General features: G+C 42.8%; 21 protein-coding genes, 10 tRNA genes and 2 pseudogenes. 4 read left to right on the top strand and 29 right to left on the bottom strand.

Annotated features, from left to right (window positions below; genetic code table 11):
* Positions 1 to 3 precede the first annotated feature (3 nt).
* From I2F76_RS00160 to I2F76_RS00125, 8 genes are all read right to left on the bottom strand, one after another.
* On the bottom strand, positions 4 to 750 hold the full coding sequence (locus I2F76_RS00160; RefSeq protein WP_324250400.1) for a class I SAM-dependent methyltransferase: 747 nt from the start codon (positions 748 to 750) through the stop codon (positions 4 to 6).
* A 284-nt stretch (positions 751 to 1,034) separates the two neighbouring features.
* Entirely contained in the window at positions 1,035 to 1,388 is a 354-nt protein-coding gene (gene rsfS, locus I2F76_RS00155) for a ribosome silencing factor (protein WP_003005865.1), read from the bottom strand.
* A gap of 14 nt (positions 1,389 to 1,402) precedes the next feature.
* On the bottom strand, positions 1,403 to 1,903 hold the full coding sequence (locus I2F76_RS00150; protein ID WP_118396855.1) for a cysteine hydrolase family protein: 501 nt from the start codon (positions 1,901 to 1,903) through the stop codon (positions 1,403 to 1,405).
* Complete coding sequence (gene yqeK, locus I2F76_RS00145) at positions 1,904 to 2,500, bottom strand: bis(5'-nucleosyl)-tetraphosphatase (symmetrical) YqeK (protein WP_195486986.1); 597 nt, start codon at positions 2,498 to 2,500, stop codon at positions 1,904 to 1,906.
* Complete coding sequence (locus tag I2F76_RS00140) at positions 2,497 to 3,129, bottom strand: nicotinate-nucleotide adenylyltransferase (RefSeq protein WP_003012335.1); 633 nt, start codon at positions 3,127 to 3,129, stop codon at positions 2,497 to 2,499. Before I2F76_RS00140 ends, yqeK begins: the two co-directional genes overlap by 4 nt.
* A gap of 21 nt (positions 3,130 to 3,150) precedes the next feature.
* Positions 3,151 to 3,462, bottom strand: coding sequence for a ribosome assembly RNA-binding protein YhbY (yhbY, locus tag I2F76_RS00135; RefSeq protein WP_003005853.1), 312 nt, complete (start codon positions 3,460 to 3,462; stop codon positions 3,151 to 3,153).
* 222 nt (positions 3,463 to 3,684) lie between these two features.
* A complete protein-coding gene (gene yqeH / locus I2F76_RS00130; protein WP_031575855.1) occupies positions 3,685 to 4,791 on the bottom strand; it encodes a ribosome biogenesis GTPase YqeH in 1,107 nt (368 codons plus the stop codon).
* 2 nt (positions 4,792 to 4,793) lie between these two features.
* Positions 4,794 to 5,321: a YqeG family HAD IIIA-type phosphatase gene (locus tag I2F76_RS00125; protein ID WP_118095844.1), complete on the bottom strand. Its 528-nt coding sequence runs from the start codon at positions 5,319 to 5,321 to the stop codon at positions 4,794 to 4,796.
* 182 nt (positions 5,322 to 5,503) lie between these two features.
* On the opposite strand from I2F76_RS00125, the gene I2F76_RS00120 reads away from it, so the two are divergent.
* Positions 5,504 to 6,118 carry a TVP38/TMEM64 family protein gene (locus tag I2F76_RS00120; protein ID WP_155200247.1) on the top strand — a complete coding sequence of 205 codons (615 nt, stop codon included), beginning with the start codon at positions 5,504 to 5,506 and terminating at the stop codon, positions 6,116 to 6,118.
* A 153-nt stretch (positions 6,119 to 6,271) separates the two neighbouring features.
* Here I2F76_RS00120 and I2F76_RS00115 read toward each other — a convergent pair whose 3' ends face one another.
* The 11 genes and pseudogenes from I2F76_RS00115 to rlmD form a co-directional block, all read right to left on the bottom strand.
* On the bottom strand, positions 6,272 to 7,027 hold the full coding sequence (locus I2F76_RS00115; RefSeq protein ID WP_173019418.1) for a DUF3883 domain-containing protein: 756 nt from the start codon (positions 7,025 to 7,027) through the stop codon (positions 6,272 to 6,274).
* Between the two features lie 70 nt (positions 7,028 to 7,097).
* Positions 7,098 to 9,749, bottom strand: a complete 2,652-nt coding sequence (locus I2F76_RS00110) for a valine--tRNA ligase (protein ID WP_070594362.1) — start codon at positions 9,747 to 9,749, stop codon at positions 7,098 to 7,100.
* Positions 9,742 to 10,320 carry an AAA family ATPase gene (locus I2F76_RS00105; RefSeq protein WP_070594361.1) on the bottom strand — a complete coding sequence of 193 codons (579 nt, stop codon included), beginning with the start codon at positions 10,318 to 10,320 and terminating at the stop codon, positions 9,742 to 9,744. The genes I2F76_RS00110 and I2F76_RS00105 overlap by 8 nt, the downstream gene beginning before the upstream one ends.
* Positions 10,320 to 10,880 carry a GNAT family N-acetyltransferase gene (locus tag I2F76_RS00100; protein WP_195486985.1) on the bottom strand — a complete coding sequence of 187 codons (561 nt, stop codon included), beginning with the start codon at positions 10,878 to 10,880 and terminating at the stop codon, positions 10,320 to 10,322. Before I2F76_RS00100 ends, I2F76_RS00105 begins: the two co-directional genes overlap by 1 nt.
* Complete coding sequence (locus I2F76_RS00095) at positions 10,858 to 11,445, bottom strand: flavin reductase family protein (protein ID WP_195486984.1); 588 nt, start codon at positions 11,443 to 11,445, stop codon at positions 10,858 to 10,860. The genes I2F76_RS00100 and I2F76_RS00095 overlap by 23 nt, the downstream gene beginning before the upstream one ends.
* A gap of 266 nt (positions 11,446 to 11,711) precedes the next feature.
* Positions 11,712 to 12,059, bottom strand: a complete 348-nt coding sequence (locus I2F76_RS00090; RefSeq protein ID WP_003011968.1) for a helix-hairpin-helix domain-containing protein — start codon at positions 12,057 to 12,059, stop codon at positions 11,712 to 11,714.
* A gap of 179 nt (positions 12,060 to 12,238) precedes the next feature.
* A complete protein-coding gene (locus tag I2F76_RS00085; RefSeq protein WP_003005817.1) occupies positions 12,239 to 12,493 on the bottom strand; it encodes a DUF1912 family protein in 255 nt (84 codons plus the stop codon).
* Positions 12,494 to 12,495: 2 nt separating this feature from the next.
* A pseudogene (locus tag I2F76_RS10715) lies at positions 12,496 to 12,999 on the bottom strand (PAS domain-containing protein); the annotation flags it as partial.
* 65 nt (positions 13,000 to 13,064) lie between these two features.
* Positions 13,065 to 13,842, bottom strand: a pseudogene (locus tag I2F76_RS10710) (DUF438 domain-containing protein); the annotation flags it as partial.
* Positions 13,842 to 14,075 carry a DUF1858 domain-containing protein gene (locus I2F76_RS00075; RefSeq protein ID WP_195486982.1) on the bottom strand — a complete coding sequence of 78 codons (234 nt, stop codon included), beginning with the start codon at positions 14,073 to 14,075 and terminating at the stop codon, positions 13,842 to 13,844. The gene I2F76_RS00075 and the pseudogene I2F76_RS10710, both read right to left, overlap by 1 nt.
* A 32-nt stretch (positions 14,076 to 14,107) precedes the next feature.
* Positions 14,108 to 15,460 (bottom strand): 23S rRNA (uracil(1939)-C(5))-methyltransferase RlmD, encoded by a 1,353-nt coding sequence (gene rlmD / locus I2F76_RS00070; RefSeq protein WP_195486981.1) that lies wholly within the window; start codon positions 15,458 to 15,460, stop codon positions 14,108 to 14,110.
* A gap of 55 nt (positions 15,461 to 15,515) precedes the next feature.
* On the opposite strand from rlmD, the gene I2F76_RS00065 reads away from it, so the two are divergent.
* The 3 genes from I2F76_RS00065 (at position 15,516) to I2F76_RS00055 (ending at position 17,728) form a co-directional block, all read left to right on the top strand.
* Positions 15,516 to 16,292 carry an aminoglycoside 3'-phosphotransferase gene (locus I2F76_RS00065; protein ID WP_049498318.1) on the top strand — a complete coding sequence of 259 codons (777 nt, stop codon included), beginning with the start codon at positions 15,516 to 15,518 and terminating at the stop codon, positions 16,290 to 16,292.
* Positions 16,293 to 16,302: 10 nt separating this feature from the next.
* A complete protein-coding gene (recX, locus tag I2F76_RS00060) occupies positions 16,303 to 17,085 on the top strand; it encodes a recombination regulator RecX (protein ID WP_195486980.1) in 783 nt (260 codons plus the stop codon).
* Positions 17,086 to 17,194: 109 nt separating this feature from the next.
* Positions 17,195 to 17,728, top strand: a complete 534-nt coding sequence (locus tag I2F76_RS00055; RefSeq protein WP_195486979.1) for a DUF402 domain-containing protein — start codon at positions 17,195 to 17,197, stop codon at positions 17,726 to 17,728.
* An 82-nt stretch (positions 17,729 to 17,810) separates the two neighbouring features.
* Here I2F76_RS00055 and I2F76_RS00050 read toward each other — a convergent pair.
* From I2F76_RS00050 to I2F76_RS00005, 10 genes are all read right to left on the bottom strand, one after another.
* Positions 17,811 to 17,884, bottom strand: a tRNA-Pro gene (locus I2F76_RS00050).
* A gap of 19 nt (positions 17,885 to 17,903) precedes the next feature.
* Positions 17,904 to 17,977, bottom strand: a tRNA-Arg gene (locus tag I2F76_RS00045).
* 36 nt (positions 17,978 to 18,013) lie between these two features.
* Positions 18,014 to 18,087: transfer RNA gene (locus I2F76_RS00040), tRNA-Arg, on the bottom strand.
* A gap of 19 nt (positions 18,088 to 18,106) precedes the next feature.
* A tRNA-Leu gene (locus I2F76_RS00035) sits at positions 18,107 to 18,192 on the bottom strand.
* Positions 18,193 to 18,199: 7 nt separating this feature from the next.
* Positions 18,200 to 18,271, bottom strand: a tRNA-Gly gene (locus tag I2F76_RS00030).
* Positions 18,272 to 18,294: 23 nt separating this feature from the next.
* Positions 18,295 to 18,367: transfer RNA gene (locus I2F76_RS00025), tRNA-Thr, on the bottom strand.
* Positions 18,368 to 18,384: 17 nt separating this feature from the next.
* Positions 18,385 to 18,466: transfer RNA gene (locus I2F76_RS00020), tRNA-Leu, on the bottom strand.
* 6 nt (positions 18,467 to 18,472) lie between these two features.
* Positions 18,473 to 18,545 (bottom strand) — tRNA-Lys (locus I2F76_RS00015).
* A 24-nt stretch (positions 18,546 to 18,569) separates the two neighbouring features.
* Positions 18,570 to 18,642, bottom strand: a tRNA-Asp gene (locus I2F76_RS00010).
* 2 nt (positions 18,643 to 18,644) lie between these two features.
* A tRNA-Val gene (locus tag I2F76_RS00005) sits at positions 18,645 to 18,717 on the bottom strand.
* Positions 18,718 to 18,927: the final 210 nt, after the last annotated feature.

Below are 18,927 nucleotides of genomic sequence, written 5' to 3'. Positions count from 1 at the left end.
TTTTTAAAATAATTTATTACATACGAAGAACCATCGTTTGCTGGTCTTTGTTGGCTCTTTATCTTCAAAGTCCGCGTACAATTTGAAAGATTTAAAGCCAGCCTGCTCCAATAAGATGTCATAGGTTAAAACTTCATAGGTGCGTTCCTCATGGACTTCATCGTGCCGACTAAAGCTGCCATCCTCTTCTTGCACAAAGAAGGTCAGCTCATGGACAATCGAGTGAGGGGCCGCATCCTCATAGGTATCCCAGAGCATGGCAAAGTCTTCGGCATTTTCGTGGTAGGAATAGCCTGGGAAAACCTCATCCGTCTGATAGGTCGAATGGACATCAAAGATAAAAACACCATCTTCATTAAGGGCATTATAGACTTCTCTGAAGACATCCCCTACTTCTACCTCGTCCTGCATATAGCAGATAGAATCCGAGTAGCAGGTCACGAAATCATAAGTGCCTGCTTGCGACAGGTCCAGCATATTGCCCTCGATAAAATCAATCTTCTGCTTAGCTGAAGCAGCTCTTTTTTCAGCAATTTTCAGCATATCAGCACTCAAGTCTAATCCTGTTACGTCAAAGCCAGCTTGGGAAAAGCGGACAGACTGAATCCCTGTCCCACAAGCCAATTCCAGTAATTTTTTCCGATTCTTACTTTTAGGGAGATGCCGGAGAGAAAAATCCGTCCACAAATCATACAGACTATCATCCATGACCGCATCATAGACCGCTGCAAACGTTTCATAAGTCGCCATATTCATGATACCAAGTCCGCCCGAAATCCGATAGAAAATTAGGAGCACGACGATGGAGCTAAGCTCCAAGGAGAGCTATCTATTTTCCGAGGATTACAGGACGGGTTCAAATCCTTTCTAAGATACCAAGAGCATTAAAAACATGGAGAAAATAACAACTTTGCCCATAGTTTTTAGCTCGTGTTCCGTTACCAAACTAACTTAACACGAGGCCCTATCCTTTCTTTCCATAGAATTTCAATTTAACCAACAAAACTCAGTTGCTACCAACTGAGTTTACCTGCTTATGCTAGGGCTGCTGAAAGATCGACAGCACTTGCTTCGTGCCATAGCTTTTCTAGGTTATAGTGGGCACGCATTTCTTCTGAGAAGACATGGACCACCACACTACCTAAGTCAAGAAGGACCCAACCTCCAGCTGAATCACCTTCGACGTGGCTGGCATTGCCACCAGCTTCAACGACCTTCTCGCGAATATTTTCAGCGATAGCCTCCAATTGGCGGCTGTTCATAGAGCTTGCGATGACAAAGTAATCTGTCACGCTGGTTAAGCTTTGAACATCCAAAGCTACAATGTCTTCTGCACGCTTTTCATCTGCTGCTTTGACAACTAGTTCAAGTAGTTCTTTTTCTTTCATGTAATCCTCTTTCCTTAAAAAATTGATTTGTAATCTAAGACATCCGCAAAACGTTCTGCCCAAATATTTTCATAAAATTCATTAAGCGTTTCTGCCGGAATATCCTCTCCATCAAAGGTTGTGACAGCTCCTTCTGGAATGACCAGCTTGTAGCCATATTCAAATCCCACTTTGACGGATGTATCGACACAATATTCTGTCTGCATACCACACAGGACCAGTTGTTCAATCTCTTGTTGATCCAAGTATTCTTTTAATCCTGTCTCTTTAAATATGCTATTGTATCGCTTCTGAAACACCTTTTCATTCTCCTGTCTTTTCAACAGAGGAGATAATTGCCAATCTTCCGAAGTTAAAGCCTCAGGCGTTTCAATATGCTGCATGTAGATAATTTCAATCTGCTCTTTTCTAGCCTGATCTTGCAAATAAGCGATCTTCTCTAAGAGCTTTTCTGTCTCAAAACCTGTTTCCACTAAGATATTTTGTACATCAATAATGATAAAAGCTGTCTTCACTCACTGCTCCTCTTTCAAATACTTCACAAAGGCATTATAGGTTTCGATGGTTTGGGGATAAATGGGCAGTCCTTGGTGGGCCAAGTGTTCGACTGTGCGAGCCGTCTCATAGGCCACCGCACGATCCAAGGAGACTTGGGCGATTTCACGAGCTTGATCTACCCCTGGAAAGGCCCGGTTATGCTCAATATAATCTGCCACATAGACAATCTTGTCTAAGGTTGACATCTGTCCACTCCCAACCGTATGAATCTCAATACTGCGAAGAATGGCTGGATCTGTCAGTCCTAGATCTTCTTGGATCTTATAAATCCCGACCATCCCATGCCAGACATTGTTACCCCAGTTTTTTAATGCTGGATCCAGCTCATAGCGATCAATCAAGTCCAGAAATTCCTGATCTGATAATTTCTTGGCGTAGTCATGTAAGAGACCTGCTAGGCCAGCCTGCTCTTCGTCAGCCCCATAGCGTTTGGCCAAGTCACGCGCAGCCTTCTCAACCCCTAAACAGTGGGTTAGCCGCTTTTCTGGCAGGATTTGACGCATTTTTTCAAGCAAGACCTCACGAGAAAAGCCTAGATAGTTTTCATAGGTCATTGATACAATCCTTCTTTCTTGATGTAGTCCAAGACTGGTTTTGGCAACATAAAATTCGGCGTCCGGCCTTTGGCTACAAAATCACGTACCATACTAGAGGAGATGTCCATGAGAGGAACATCCACCCAGATCACCGGATAAGAAGTTCCTGCCTTATAGCGTGGTCGCTGTACTCCGACAAATTGCACAATCTCCACCAATTCATCGATGCGGTGCCATTTTGGTAAATAATCTACCATATCTGCACCAATGATGAAGTAATAATCTGTGTCTGGATCGCGTTCATTGAGCAAGAGCATGGTGTCGTAGGTATAGGAAATCCCTTTCCGCTCGAGTTCAATCGTCTCGATCTCCAGACCTTCAATGCCTTCAATCGCTAATTCCAGCATCTTAAGGCGATGGTGCTCTGCAATCGTCCCCTTGGCATCGACATGCGGCGGCTCATACTCAGGCATCAAGAGCACCTTATCTAACCCTAATTGTTGGCGCACTTGATCCGCAACGACCAAATGGGCATTATGGACCGGATTGAAATTTCCACCCAAAATACCAACTTGTTTGCGTTTCTTGTCTTTGATCTCTGGCTCTAACTCTACCTTGGTAAAGGGAGTCAATAGTTCAATTGCCATAGGTTTGCTCTCCTCGATGTCCTAAATTTCTTTTACCTTCGCTGAAATTTTACGATTTTCTTTTTTGCTCGATTGTTTGAACAAGATGAGAATCCGACCAATCTTTTGGACAGTTTCCACACCGATTTCCTCTTCCAAGATTTCGGCTACTTCATGGATATTCTCATCCGTATTTTGAAGAAGGGTCACTTTGATCAGTTCGCGCGCATCAAGCGCTTGGCGCACACTGGTTTTGATTTGGTCATTGAGCCCATTCTTCCCGATTTGGATAATGGGCTTGAGGCTGTGGGCTTGGCTATTGAGGAAAGCCCGTTGTTTAGATGTTAATGTCATATTTTTACTTCCTTTTTTTGATCGTTATTTTAAGTGGTGGGGACGGCCGGAACTAATTTTTCAAAGATCTCATCTTTGAAAAATGGATTTCCTCACCTCAAAATGGAGCCTTGGTCTCCATTTTGCCCTTGCCAATCGATCGATTGGCAACTACACCACGACAATAACGATCTCTTTATGAGCTCACTTTGTTCGCTCTTCAGATATATTTTTTCCTGTTTTTTAAATAATAGCTTTGCGGGTAACGACGGCGACGCCTTCTGGTGCCCAGACGGCTACTTTGGCTTCTCCATTGACGCGGATCCAGCCGAGTCCTGAGATGACCAGGTCTGTCTTGTCCTTGATGGTAAACTCATGGGAAATCAAAGGCGGGAATTCTTCTTTTTCCTTGCTATTGGGTGGAGTTAATAGGCCGCCGACATGCTTGTCATAAAAGGCGGTCGCGCCCTCTAGCTTGGTTCGGTGAAGCTTGAGTTCGTTATCAAAGAAAGCGGTGAAACCTTGCTTTTCCCCCTTAATAAAGTCAAAACGTCCTAGACCACCCAAGAAGAGGGTTTGCTCTGGATTAAGCTGATAAGTCTTAGGCTTGATTTCCTTTTTAGGGCTGACATACTTGAGATTTTTTGCTGTCAAGTAATGAGCCATCTGGTGGCGATGGATAATCCCTGGGGTATCGTAGATGTAGGATCCATCGTCCAATGGGATTTCGATCTTGTCCAGTGTCGTCCCTGGGAAGCGAGAGGTCGTGATGATATCCTTGTCTCCAGTGATTTCTTGGATGATTGCATTGATGAGGGTCGATTTCCCTACGTTGGTCACACCCACCACATAGACGTCACGGCCCTTACGGTACTGCTCGATCTTTTCCATCAAGTCCTTGATCGCACTCTTATTTTGAGCAGAGGTGAGGACCACATCAACAGGACGCATGCCTTCTTCGTGGGCCCGTTCCATCAACCAGTGGGTCACCTTGCTATCCTTGACAGACTTGGGCAAGATGTCTTTTTTGTTTCCGACCAAGAGGACATCATTTCCTGCTACAAAGCGTGGTAGGCCAGGGATAACGGATCCATTAAAATCAAAAATATCCACTACATTGACCACGAGAGCATCACTATCTCCTACTTCGTGAAGGAGTTTTAGGAAATCATCATCTGTCAGATGCACATCTGTGATTTCATTATAGTGACGCAGACGGAAACAGCGTTGGCAGTATACTTCGCCTGTTTCCAAGCCCTTTTCAAGAGCTGATTGGGGAGTATAGCCTAGCCCCTCTTTGTTTTCTGTCTGAATGGGGGCTCCACAGCCAATACAGAATAATTCTTCCATTCTTAAATTCCTTTTTTGTATACAATCGGACCATATTTCTCGGCCATTTGCTTCATGACTCGGCGTTCACGCGCCCGGTTGATCTGGGTCTTAATCGAGTCATGCTCAACCAAAGGCTTGACCAAAATCGAACGAATGCCTGCACGATGGGCAGCCCGGATATCGGTCATCAGTTGATCCCCGACCATGACCACTTCATTTTTCTCATAGTGGAAACGTTTGAGGGCACGATCAATCCCAAAGGTAAAGGGCTTGAGCGACCAAGCTTCATAGTCAATATCAAATTTCTCAACAGCTCGCTTGACCCGTTTGGGACTATTATTAGACACCACGATAACCCGAATCCCTCCATCACGAAGGTCATGCAACCACTGGCGCATCTCGGGAGTCCCATCCGGATTATTCCAAGCAATCAAGGTATTATCCAAATCCACAAGGACCGCCTTAATACCTTGTTTTTTCAAGTCTGTAACGGTGAGATCATAGGCTGCTTCCACCGCAAAATCTGGTTTGTAATTTTCGATTGACACGTTTTTCTCCATTTTTTATACTCCTTTCATTGTAGCATAAAAAGACCCATTTTGCACTCGCTTCACGACTAAAACAACGACAGACTCCTATCAGGTCAATTTCACTGCTCAAAAAATAGACAAAATCCTTACAAAGTTCCAAAAACATGATATAGTAGAAGAAAAAGAACTCGGAATTTTTTATGAAACAAACAAACTTAAAAGAGGTCTCTCCTCTTCTCCAGCGTATCATTAATTGGTCGTCCATCATTGGAGCTCTTGGGACCTTGGCCTTTTGTATCTGGGCCTACTTTGCTGGCATTCTCCAATCCAAGGAAACCCTGTCTGCTTTTATTCTCCAAGCAGGCATCTTTGGACCACCTCTCTTTATCTTTCTTCAGATCCTTCAGACAGTGGTCCCTATTATTCCCGGTGCCCTGACATCTGTAGCAGGTGTTTTCATCTACGGTCACATCATTGGGACTATCTACAATTACATCGGTATCGTGATCGGCTGTGCCATTATTTTCCACCTTGCGAGAATGTACGGACCTAAGTTCGTCCAATCCATGGTCAGTCAGAAGACCTATGACAAGTACATTGGCTGGCTTAATGAAGGCAAGCGGTTCGATCGCTTCTTTATCTTCATGATGATCTGGCCCGTTAGTCCTGCCGACTTCATCTGTATGCTGGCAGGTCTGACCAATATGACTTTCAAACGCTACATGACCATTATCATCCTCTGCAAACCCATCACCCTGGTCATCTACACCTACGGCCTAACCTATATCATTGATTATTTCTGGAAAATGGTCTAAAGCATGACACCACCTCCTAAAGACTAGGAGGTGGTGTTTTTGTAAAAAAGAGAAACTTAACCAATTTTTTAAAATTACTCTATCTATGGTTATCCCATTCCATCTATGAGCTCATATCAGTAAGTGTAGTAAGCGCTGATACGTTTACATTCATTAATATAAATCTTCCAAACTTCTATATTCAACGACTTCATTTTTAATAACATTTTTTTCAAATTCAAAATGGTTAAGTGGATTATCAATCAATACCAATCTTGGAATATCGTCGAGATTAGTGACTAGAGATAGAATAAAATCTGATTGATATTCCTTAGCTTTCTCAAATTCTTTGGAGGTCAAACGAATACGTCCTTTAGGTTTTCGGATACCTTTAACCTCAGCAAGGTATGAATGTTCTTGAACATCTACTTGGAAATCATATCCATCCCCATAAAGACGGGCATCAGTCAATTGGCCACCTTGAAATTTTTCTTCCTTATCAAAATGGTGTATGAAATAATTCTCTGCTTCCATTCCAGTTTCTTGTAGGCGTTTGAATTTCGTACGAACGATTGGCTTTTCAACGATGGTTATACCTGTTTTCTTCCCTTCACTTGCAAGCAGCATTTTGACTATTTCTGCAAAACCGTGAACATCCTCATTTCCAAACATCGTGTCAATTAAATCTTTTCGAAAACGGTAGACTTCAGCTTTTTGCCACCAACCTTTTCGATTGTTATCAAAATAGGGGTCGAATAAATCCATTCTATTTTTGACGACACCCGTTGTTTCTGCAACGCCTAAAGAAACTATGTAACGATAAAACTCGGATTTACTAGAGCATTGAAATTCCTTTATAAAAGTATCATCAAACTTAGCAAGACCATAGCCAATCAAGTTTAACAATTCATAGTGAGGGTGTTTAGACATAACTTTCTCCATCAATAGATATTGATTTCATTATACCAAAAAAACACGGCATACCGCCGTGTTTCTAGGTTTATTTCACCAACTTCTTCATCTCATCGATACGTGCGACTGTCGCGTCGTACTTCGCTTGGTAGTCGGCTTGTTTGTCGCGTTCTTTTTGGACGACTTCTGGTTTGGCATTGGCTACGAAGCGTTCGTTGCTAAGTTTCTTACCAACCATGTCGAGTTCTTTTTGCCATTTGGCTAATTCTTTTTCAAGGCGAGCCAATTCTTCTTCGACATTAAGAAGATCAGCGAGTGGTAAGTAGATTTCTGCGCCTGTGATGATACTTGACATAACCAAGTCAGGAACTTCTACATCTGCTGCAATTTCCAAGTGTTCTGGGTTTGTGAAGCGTTTGATGTAGTTGACATTATCATTAAAGAAAGCATCGAGCTTGCTGTCGCTTGTCTTGATCAAGATAGTGATCGGCTTACTTGGCGCTACGTTCACTTCTGCACGTGAGTTACGAACGGAGCGAATCACATCTTTGAGAGCTTCAACGCCAGCTGCTGCTTCCTCGTTTTCAAACTCTGGACGAACCACTGGGTATTCAGCAGTCACGATCGTTCCTTCAGAGATTTGGCCGTAGATTTCCTCAGTTACGAATGGCATGATTGGGTGAAGGAGACGCAAGATTTGATCCAAGGTGTAAAGAAGAACCGAACGAGTGATGACTTTTTCGTCCTCATTGTCGCTGTAAAGCACTTCCTTAGTCAACTCAACATACCAGTCCGCAAACTCATCCCAGATGAAGTTGTAGAGGATGTGACCAGCCACACCAAATTCGAACTTGTCAAAGTTCTCAGTAACTTTTCCAATGGTTTCATTGAGGTTGTGGAGAATCCAACGGTCTGTGACATTACCTGCTTGACCAGCAGCCACTTTAGCTACATTTTCACGCGCCACATCCAAGGTCAAACCTTCATTGTTCATAAGGATATAGCGAGAGATGTTCCAAATCTTGTTAATGAAGTTCCATGAAGCATCCATTTTCTCATAAGAGAAGCGCACGTCTTGCCCTGGTGCAGAACCGTTTGAAAGGAACCAACGAAGGGCATCAGCACCGTATTTCTCGATAACATCCATTGGGTCGATACCGTTACCAAGAGATTTCGACATCTTGCGTCCTTGCTCGTCACGAATGAGACCGTGGATAAGGACATTTTGGAATGGCTGACGACCTGTGAATTCCAATGATTGGAATATCATACGGGACACCCAGAAGAAGATGATGTCGTAACCTGTAACCAAGGTTGACGTTGGGAAGTAACGTTTGAAGTCTTCTGAGTCGACATCCGGCCAGCCCATAGTTGAGAATGGCCAAAGGGCAGAACTGAACCAAGTGTCCAAGACGTCTTCATCCTGTTTCCATCCGTCACCTTCTGGGGCTTCTTCGCCGACGTACATTTCACCCTCAGCATTGTACCAGGCAGGGATTTGGTGACCCCACCAGAGCTGACGAGAAATAACCCAATCGTGGACATTTTCCATCCATTGAAGGAAGGTATCGTTGAAACGAGGTGGGTAGAATTCTACTTTGTCGTCTGTATCTTGGTTTGCGATAGCATTTTTCGCCAATTGGTCCATCTTCACGAACCATTGCGTAGACAAGCGTGGCTCAACCATAACTCCAGTACGCTCTGAGTGACCAACTGAGTGGGTCATCTTCTCAATCTTAACAAGCGCACCGATTTCTTCTAACTTCTTGATAACAGCCTTACGAGCTTCAAAGCGGTCCATGCCGTTGAATTCACCAGCCAATTCATTCATGGTACCATCATCGTTCATAACGTTCACTTGCGGAAGATTATGACGTTGACCAACCAAGAAGTCATTCGGGTCGTGGGCAGGAGTGATTTTCACCACACCAGTACCGAATTCAGGGTCTGCGTGTTCGTCTCCAACAATTGGGATTGGCTTGTTCAAGATTGGCAAGATAACATTTTTACCAATCAAATCTTTATAACGGTCATCATTTGGGTTAACCGCTACGGCTGTATCCCCAAACATAGTTTCAGGGCGTGTTGTTGCTACTTCAAGGGCACGTGAACCGTCTTCCAACATGTAGTTCATGTGGTAGAAGGCACCTTCCACATCCTTGTGAATAACCTCGATATCAGAAAGGGCTGTACGAGCTTTTGGATCCCAGTTGATGATAAATTCACCACGGTAGATCCAGCCCTTCTTGTAGAGCTCTACAAAGACCTTACGAACGGCTTTTGACAACCCTTCATCAAGGGTGAAACGCTCACGAGAATAGTCTACAGAGAGCCCCATCTTGCCCCATTGTTCCTTGATAGTCGTCGCATATTCGTCTTTCCATTCCCAGACTTTCTCAAGGAATTTTTCACGGCCCAGGTCATAACGAGAGATGCCATCTTCAGCCAAACGCGCTTCTACTTTAGCTTGAGTGGCAATCCCAGCATGGTCCATACCAGGAAGCCAAAGCGTGTCGAAACCTTGCATCCGTTTTTGACGGATGATGATATCTTGCAAAGTAGTATCCCAAGCGTGACCAAGGTGAAGCTTACCAGTTACGTTTGGCGGTGGAATAACGATTGAGTAAGGCTTAGCCTTTTTATCGCCTGAAGGCTTGAAAACATCCTCATCAAGCCATTTTTGGTAACGACCAGCCTCAACCTCGGCTGGATTATATTTAGGTGAAAGTTCTTTAGACATGTGTGTGTCCTTTCTCTATTGTTTTCATTTTTTCTTGAATCTGCTTTGCAACTTCTTCTGCGGACAGATTCGTATTATCAATTTTAAGGTAGTGGTAAAGACCACTCGGTTGCTTTTGGGAATTAAGTTGATCCGTTTTATCAGTCTCTAAAATCTCTCTTTCAGATACCTCAACATACCGTTTCAAGGGTTTGTATTTCAACCGATTCTCTGTCCGATTTCGACGTAATCGCTCCTCCAGAGACGTTTCTAATTCAACAAAAAGAATCTGCTGATGATACTCATTTAACAAATCTTGAATGTCCTTCAAATACATCAAATGGTATTGATTTGAAAAATCAGTTACGCCTGTTAAAATCACCGACCGATGATGCCTGGCGCTTGTTCCAAGAAAAGAAAAGTTAACGCTACGAACAAATTCCCACATTTCTTCCGTAAAATCCTGATAGATTTCGAGTGCGAAATCAATTGGTTGATGGTTGAAAAAGAGAGTCGCACCGGTGAGTTTCGAAAGTTCCTGACCAATGGTCATTTTCCCTGAAGCTGGAGCTCCAATGATGAAAATATGCATCAATCCACCTCCCACTCACTCTTCAGCAATCCATATATCAGACTGTCACAGCGGTTACCTTGAGCATCTTTGCGGTCTCGGATACGAGCTTCAAGGGTAAAGCCAAGCTTTTCCGCGACTCGTTGACTTTGAAGGTTGTAACCAAAGCAAGACAATTCTATCTTGTGAAGGTTCAATTCTTTAAAAGCTAGATCAATCAAAGCACGCGCTGCTTCGGGTACATAACCCCGGCCCCAATAGTCTGGGTGCAAGGTATAGCCAATCTCCAGCACATCGTCTTCGTGGCGATGGTTGAAGTCAACAGAGCCAATGATTTTATCGGTTCCTTTGACCACAATGCCGTAACCAGCTGGAAGATTTTCTTTTTGATTGCGCTCGGGAAGGATATGCTCTAGATAATAAATCTCATCTTCCAAGGTCTTGACGGGTGGGAAGCCTGCTGGGTAAGAGACTTCTGGAAGACTGGCGTAGGCATGGATGTCCTCAGCATCCGCCACTGTTCGGACTCGTAAGACTAGACGCTCCGTTTCGATTCGTTCAGGTAATGTTGCTCTTGTCATTCTTTTTCCTCGCTTTCTTCATAAAGCTTCCCATGGGGTCGACTCGGTCATCTAGATAACGGTAAACGAGCTGATGTCCGTCCCCCATAAAGTAAGTCGGCGCAAAACGGTCATTTTTAAAATGCCCCTTGTCATCTAAGAGCTCTGTATCAGCCAGTCTCTCAAGAATCTTAGCAAAGATATGGCAGATGCCATCTTCCTCGATAATTCGATCTACCTGGCAATCCAAAACGACTGGACAAGCCTCTAAAATCGGAGCCTGGGTCCGTTCAGAAATCTCGTAGTCAAGCCCCAGGTGTTTCAATTTCTCCCGATGACTGATAAAGCCAGCCTGTTCCGTCTCAAGCATGAGATTTTCATCAGGGATGTTGACAGTGAACTGTTGATAATGCTTAATCTGGTCAGCCGCATTTTCCTCACTACCAACCCCGATGACCAGCCAATCGCCCAAGCTATAAGAGGAACTGCAGGTCGTGATATTATGTCCAAAGTTCTTGTCCTGATACCCCAGGATGAAGATAGGAAAGCCATAGTAGAGTTTACTGGTGTTAAAAGATTGTTTCATGACAAGCTCCTTCAGCTAGGGGGATAAAATAAAAATCGTCCCTGTCATTAATCTGACAGGGACGAATGTGTTGATCCGCGGTACCACCCAATTTCGGGCAATGCCCGCAACTTTGTTTATTTCATTTTCATCCATTAGCAACCAGTTTTGACACATTTGTGGACTTCTCAGCACCGCCACTTTCTGTAAAATGTGGGATTCAAAACACCTCTAATAGGTTCATTTTAGCAAGTTTTCCTGGAAATAGCAAGAAATCACAAAAGCGATTATTTAAATTTAACGCCGAGTTCTTTCAATTTCTTGATTGTAGCTGGGCCGATTCCTTTAAGGGCCAACAACTCTTTTTCTGTCCAGTTTGCGAAGTCCGCAACAGAGCGAATACCTTCATCATAGAATGTTTGCGCACGATCAAGTGCCACACCTTCCAAACTTGCAGCAAATTCTTCCACTGAAGAAGCCGCTTGTTTCACTTCTTTCGCCACTGCTTTTGTAGCTTTCTCAACCTTTTTAGGTGCTTCTTTCACAGCTGCAGTTACAGTTGCGACAGCTTTTTTCAAAAGATGTCTATTTTGATGCTTGTATTGTTTCGCACGGTTTACGTTCTTCTTTGCCATTTTTCCTCCTAAATTCAGTGATCAATTCCTAAGGCAACAAGGTTTCATCACTATCATTCCATTCAAAAATCCGTTGATGTCATTTCAACTTTTTTATTGTATCACAATCCCCTAAAAAATCAAGTCATTGCTTAATTTTCAGGTAAATCTAGCTAGTAAAACGCCTTCAATAAGGCCATTTAATATTTTCTTTCACCAAAGAGGCCATCTGGTAAATCATGAAATCCTTTTCCAGCATGGAAATTTTCAAACTTCCTTTGCAAGAACTGATAAGCGTCCAAACGGCTTTCATAGCGAATCATAGCGATTTTAGCTCGTTCATCCTGGTCTTCATCAAAAACTTTTTTACTTTCTTCAAGAGCCATTTCATTGATCATGACTTGGGTCTTGATCCACTCCTCAAACTCCTTCATAAACTCTGTTTCGTAACTCATCTTTACTCCATTCCTCTATAAAAATCCGTATCGATCTCTCGATAAGGTTGAATGTCCTGAACATATTCCAAGACACCTTGGAAGTCTCCAGCTTCATCACGCACAGCTGCATAGGTGACATGGACAAATTTCCCACGCGATTCTGATTTGAACCACATTTCATACTTGTCTTTTTTCCCTTCACGAAGCCCTTGCATGATGGCTTTGACCTTCTCCAAGTATTTTGGCGGGTGACACAGCTCGACATTGCGTCCTACCTGCGACGGCGTCCTCTTAAAAATCATTTCCTCAAAAGGCGCAGCATCGTTGTAATATTGGAAAATATCATCCTTATTGACAAAGGTGATCTCCATCGGTAACTGGTTCAAGATCAAATTCGCTTGCTCCACAGATAGAAAGCCATTTCCAAAAGCTTGTGGCTGCTGGCGATCGAAACTCTCTTCTTTTTTCTTAGGCGTGAAGGTAATCGTCAACTGCCCATCAGGAGTCTCAATGACCTGACGGTGCTCGCCTCCATTTGAAGAAGGAAGGGCCTCACCTGAACCTTCTGACTCTCTTGCTCCGTCTTCCTTGAAGTCCACGCGTTTGGGCACCCACTTTTCACTGGGGAGAATAATGGCATAACCATAAGCATCACTTTCTTCTGCAATGGAAAGCCAATCGTCCTGGGTAAAGGCCTCCAGCAAAATCATCAAGAGGATCGACTCTTCCTTGAAGATCATGCCCTCAAACTCTTGTGCAAATGCTTCAAAATACTCTTTGACTTCTAAGATACCAGAATCCGGTAGTTCCTTGGCCACGTCCAAGGCTTTCGCAAAGAGTTCCCGAATCTGGTCATCCACCCCCCACATGACTTTAGGAGGAGAATCATGCCCATAGCGTTCCATAATCGGAAACATCAGTTCTTCCTTACGACGGTAATGCCGATCAAATTGACCCACTAAGCCAAGCTGACGTAAGAGGCCTTTGTGAATCTCCTGGATCATCTCAGGATTCTCTGTCGTCTCATAATTATCCAGCAAGCGACGGACCCGCATCATAGCGGCACGAAGGGCTAGATTCTCCTGTTTAAAGATCTGAACAGGATGACCTGGATGGTCAGTATCTGCCACTTCGACCCCTTGAACAGCATTCTTAAAGAGATTCGCATGGACATCACAAAGCTCCATAACATCTTCAAAAGTAACACCTGCATCTGAATTCATCAGTTCATGCTCCATGAGAGAGATCTCAATCGCAGAAACCCCCGCAAAGGTCGCATCAAATCGTTCTTGGACCGACTCAGGAGATGCTCCATGATGCAGGTCTAATAAGATGTCTCTCAAGACATGAATTCGTTCATCGCTCATTAGTCTAACCCCACTACTTCATAGCCATTAGCTTCTAGCGTTCGCACAATCTTCTCCATGGGGGTACCTTCTAATTTTGATCCTTGTTTCAAGGAAACCTTGCGCCCAACTGTATTGCGCATGATGGGGTTGGCTAAAGGTTTAAAGCCCAACTTCACCAACAAATCCAATACTTCCGGATGTTGATCAATGACTTGAGCCACTGGAATCGATACATCAATAACATTGTCCATTTTCCTATTTCCTTCACTCATTCTGTTCATTTTCACTTCTTCACTAACTTCACGACAGCCTCTGTCCTTGCCGTATGTGGAAACATGTCCACTGATTGAATGTATTCAACCTGATAAACCTCTGTCAAAGCTACCAAATCCCGTGCCAAAGTCGATACATTACAAGAGATATAGACCATCTTTTCAGGTGCATAGTGCAATAAGGTCTCGATCAATTTCGCCCCTAAACCCGTACGGGGTGGATCCACAATGACTGCATCTGCTCGATAGCCTTCTTTGTACCAACGAGGAATAATTTCCTCAGCCGTCCCAGCTTCATAGTGGGTATTATCAAATCCCATCCGTTTAGCATTGTATTTGGCATCTTCAATCGCTTCAGGAATGATATCCATCCCCCGAACACTTTTCACTCTATTCGCAAAAGCAAACCCAATCGTTCCAACCCCACAGTAGGCATCTATCAAGTGATCCTCTGGGGAAACATCTAGAGCCTTAACCGCCTCACTATACAACACTTGAGTCTGCTCTGGATTCAGTTGATAAAAGGCTCGAGGAGACAGGGAAAATTCATAATCCAAAACGCCTTCCAAAATGGCCTCTTCTCCCCAAATAATCTGCGTTTGTTCGCCATAGATTTCACTGGAGCGAGACGTATTTTTATTAACAGCAACGGTGACAATCTCAGGGTGTTTCTTAACCAAGTCTTCCACTAAATCCTTTAAATTAATCTGCCGACTGGTGACCACAATGATCTGAACCTGACCGGACTTCCGAGCTCGTCGAACCATCATAGTTCTGACACCCAGTTCTTTACGCTCATCAGCAATTGGAATCTGATAGTAAGTCAATAAATCCGCAAAATCATTGGCAATCGCTTGAATAACCTGATCTTGAACCAAACAATCTTTTAATTCTACCAAATAATGTGAATTTTGAGCATAGAGACCCGCCTTGACCTGGCCTTTAAATTTCCTTGTTTGAAATTGCAATTTGGCCCGATAGTAAAGAGGCTCCTGCATTCCGATTGTTGGCCGAATGTCATACTGTTCAAAGCCTTCAGGTGAGAACTTTTTCAAGGCTTGTTGCAATAAATCTGTTTTAAACTCCAGCTGCTTGTCATACTTCAAATGCATGATTTGACAGCCCCCACAGGTCTCATAGATATCACACATGGGTGTCACCCGATACTTAGACGCTTTATTCACAGATAAGAGTTTGGCTTCCGCAAAATTTTTCTTGACACTTGTAATTTGGCAGAAGATATCTTCACCCTTGAGGGCTCCTGGAACAAAAACAAGGGTTTTCTGGAAAAATCCGATACCTTCCCCGTTTATCCCCATACGCTTGATTTTTAATGGAATTTTTTGTTTGACTTTAAGACTCATAAGTCTATTATACCACGTAGTTTCTCAATGGTTAAGAATATGTTACAATAAAACCATGAATACAAAGACATCTCATTTCTCCCCATTGGATTTTCCTGAGCAATTACGAACTTATATAGAGGGAGCAACTCTTTCTGATAGCTCTTCTCATTCAGGCGCAAGGGTTCTCTATCTTGATTCAGGTTACTACTTGAAAATAGATCAAAAGGGAAGATTAGAGCGAGAAGCTAGCATTGCAAGGTGGTTTGAAACCAAAGGACTGGGAACTCCAGTTATCGAATATCTATCTAAAGATAAAGACTACCTCCTGACTAAAGAGGCTATTGGCCATGATGCTCTCGCTTTTTTAGACCAGCCAGAAAAAATCTGCCGTACCATGGCAGAGGCTCTTAAAAAGCTTCACAGCTTAAATCCGAAAAATTTTCCATCAGATAATCATTTACAAGCCTATAAAGAAAGAGCCTTGAAAAACTATGAAAAAGGTGAGTTCTATGCCAAGGCGCTCCTACCCCAATTCCAAATCAACAGTCGCGAAGAGGCCTTCCAACTCATCCAAGAACATGGGCACCTTTTAAAGACAGATGCCTTTATTCACGGGGATGCCTGTCTACCGAACTTTATTCTAAAAGATGCTGACCAATTCTCTTGCTTTATTGATCTTGGTTTGGCTGATTTCAGTGACCGGCATATCGACCTCTTTTGGGCAGTTTGGTCCCTCAACTATAACCTACAAGATCCTAAATACGCTGAACTATTTCTTGACTATTATGGAAGAGATCAGGTCGATATACATAAACTTCGACTCGTTGCTGCCTTTGAAGCGTTTGGATAAAAGAAAAAATATGAAAATTACAAAACTAGAAAAGAAAAAAAGACTCTACCTTCTTGAATTAGACAATGATCAAAAACTTTACATCACAGAAGATACCATCGTCAAATATTTTCTTTCCAAAGAGAAAGAAATCAGTGAAGAAGAGCTAAAAGAAATCCAAGAGTTTGCACAATACTCCTATGGTAAAAACCTGGCCCTTTACCATCTTTCCTTTAAAGCTCGAACAACAAAAGAAGTCCGAGACTACCTTACAAAATATGAGATTGATACTGAGATTATTGATAAAGTTGTCCAACAGCTAAAAGAAGAAAAGTGGTTAGATGATCGTCAATATGCCAGAAACCTGATAGAGGCCAACCTCCTCAGTGGCGATAAAGGCCCTGTCTTATTACAACAAAAAATTCAACAAAAAGGGGTCCCAAAATCTATCCTTCAAGAAATACTAGCGGTCTATGATTTTACAGAAGTTATCAGCCGTACCGCAATAAAACTCCAAAAGAAATACCAAGGAAAATACCCATTAAAAGCCATTGAAACGAAAATCATCCAAGGACTCATTTCAAAAGGTTTTGCATACAATCAAGCAAAGATTGCATTCCAAAATCTTGAACTAGAAGCAGATGAAGAAACAACCAATGAGCTCATCCTAAAAGAGTTAGAAAAACAATACCGTAAATACAGTAAAAAATATGAAGGCTATGACCTAAAACAACGTTTAACCCAAGCACTAGCCAGAAAAGGGTACGATTATAGTGATATAACATCATCCATTAGAGAATTTTTAGATTCATAAATTCCCATTCAAAAATCAAATTGAAAATAAAATAGAAAAATAAGAAAAAAATTAAAAAAATATGTTACAATATAGAGGATATACTTAGATTGTAGAAAGTTGGTAAGTTATGAAACTACCTAAAGAAGGCGACTTTATTACAATTCAAAGTTATAAACATGATGGCAGTTTACACCGTACATGGCGTGACACCATGGTATTAAAGATAACCGAAAATGCAATTATCGGAGTAAATGATCATACACTTGTTACAGAAAGTGATGGTAGACGTTGGATTACACGTGAACCAGCGATCGTATATTTCCATAAAAAATATTGGTTTAACATCATCGCCATGATCCGTGACAATGGTGTGTCTTACTACTGTAACCTAGCAAGTCCTTTTCACATTGACCAAGAAGCCTTAAAATATATCGATTATGACCTCGATGTCAAGGTCTTTACGAATGGTGAAAAAAAATTGTTAGATGTTGAAGAATATGAACAGCATAAAAAAAAAATGCACTATTCAGATGACATCGACTATATTTTAAAGGAAAATGTTAAGGTTCTAGTAGATTGGATAAACCAAAACAAAGGTCCTTTTTCTGAGGAATATATCAAAATTTGGTATAACCGTTATGTTGAACTGCGAAATAAATAAAGTTGGAAAGAGCGCAAGCTCTTTTTTCTTGTAAATTATAAAAAAAAATCTAATGATATCATTAGACTCTTTTAATATACTATCGGGAAGACAGGATTCGAACCTGCGACACCTTGGTCCCAAACCAAGTACTCTACCAAGCTGAGCTACTTCCCGATCTAAAGCTTACGCTTTATGCACCCTAGAGGAGTCGAACCTCTAACCGCCTGATTCGTAGTCAGGTACTCTATCCAGTTGAGCTAAGGGTGCTCTTTCCTATTTAATTCTTACATAGCCTTGCGACCATGCACCCTAGAGGAGTCGAACCTCTAACCGCCTGATTCGTAGTCAGGTACTCTATCCAGTTGAGCTAAGGGTGCTTCTTTCAACCTTTATCTATGCCGAGGACCGGAATCGAACCGGTACGATCGTTACCAATCGCAGGATTTTAAGTCCTGTGCGTCTGCCAGTTCCGCCACCCCGGCCTCCTCAAGCGAACGACGGGATTCGAACCCGCGACCCCCACCTTGGCAAGGTGGTGTTCTACCACTGAACTACGTTCGCATTGCTTTCTTTATATAAAAAAATGCCGGCTACATGACTTGAACACGCGACCCTCTGATTACAAATCAGATGCTCTACCAACTGAGCTAAGCCGGCTCATTATTATTCTTCTATGCGGGTTAAGGGACTTGAACCCCCACGCCGTAAAGCGCCAGATCCTAAATCTGGTGCGTCTGCCAATTCCGCCAAACCCGCAAAATATGACCCGTACTGGGCTCGAACCAGTGACCCATTGATTAAAAGTCAATTGCTCTACCAACTGAGCTAACGAGTCTTAAAATAATTTTCATTATCTTAACGGTCCCGACGGGAATCGAACCCGCGATCTTCGCCGTGACAGGGCGACGTGATAACCGCTACACTACGGGACCTATGGGAGTTAACGGGATCGAACCGCTGACCCTCTGCTTGTAAGGCAGATGCTCTCCCAGCTGAGCTAAACTCCCAGATGGTCGTTTAACTCAGCCAACGGTGAGAAACTACGTTTCTCTTATCCGCCGATTGGAATCTCGAATACCTCTCGATTCCAACTAAGCTAAACTCCCAAATGAGCCTAGAATTAACTAGGCTCAATCTCTTGCTAAGCGACTACCTTATCTCACAGGGGGCAACCCCCAACTACTTCCGGCGTTCTAGGGCTTAACTGCTGTGTTCGG

The sequence above is a fragment of the Streptococcus parasanguinis genome (assembly GCF_015557775.1).
GTDB classification, from domain to species: Bacteria; Bacillota; Bacilli; order Lactobacillales; family Streptococcaceae; genus Streptococcus; species Streptococcus parasanguinis_AA.
This window is presented reverse-complemented; position numbering and strand designations above follow the sequence as displayed.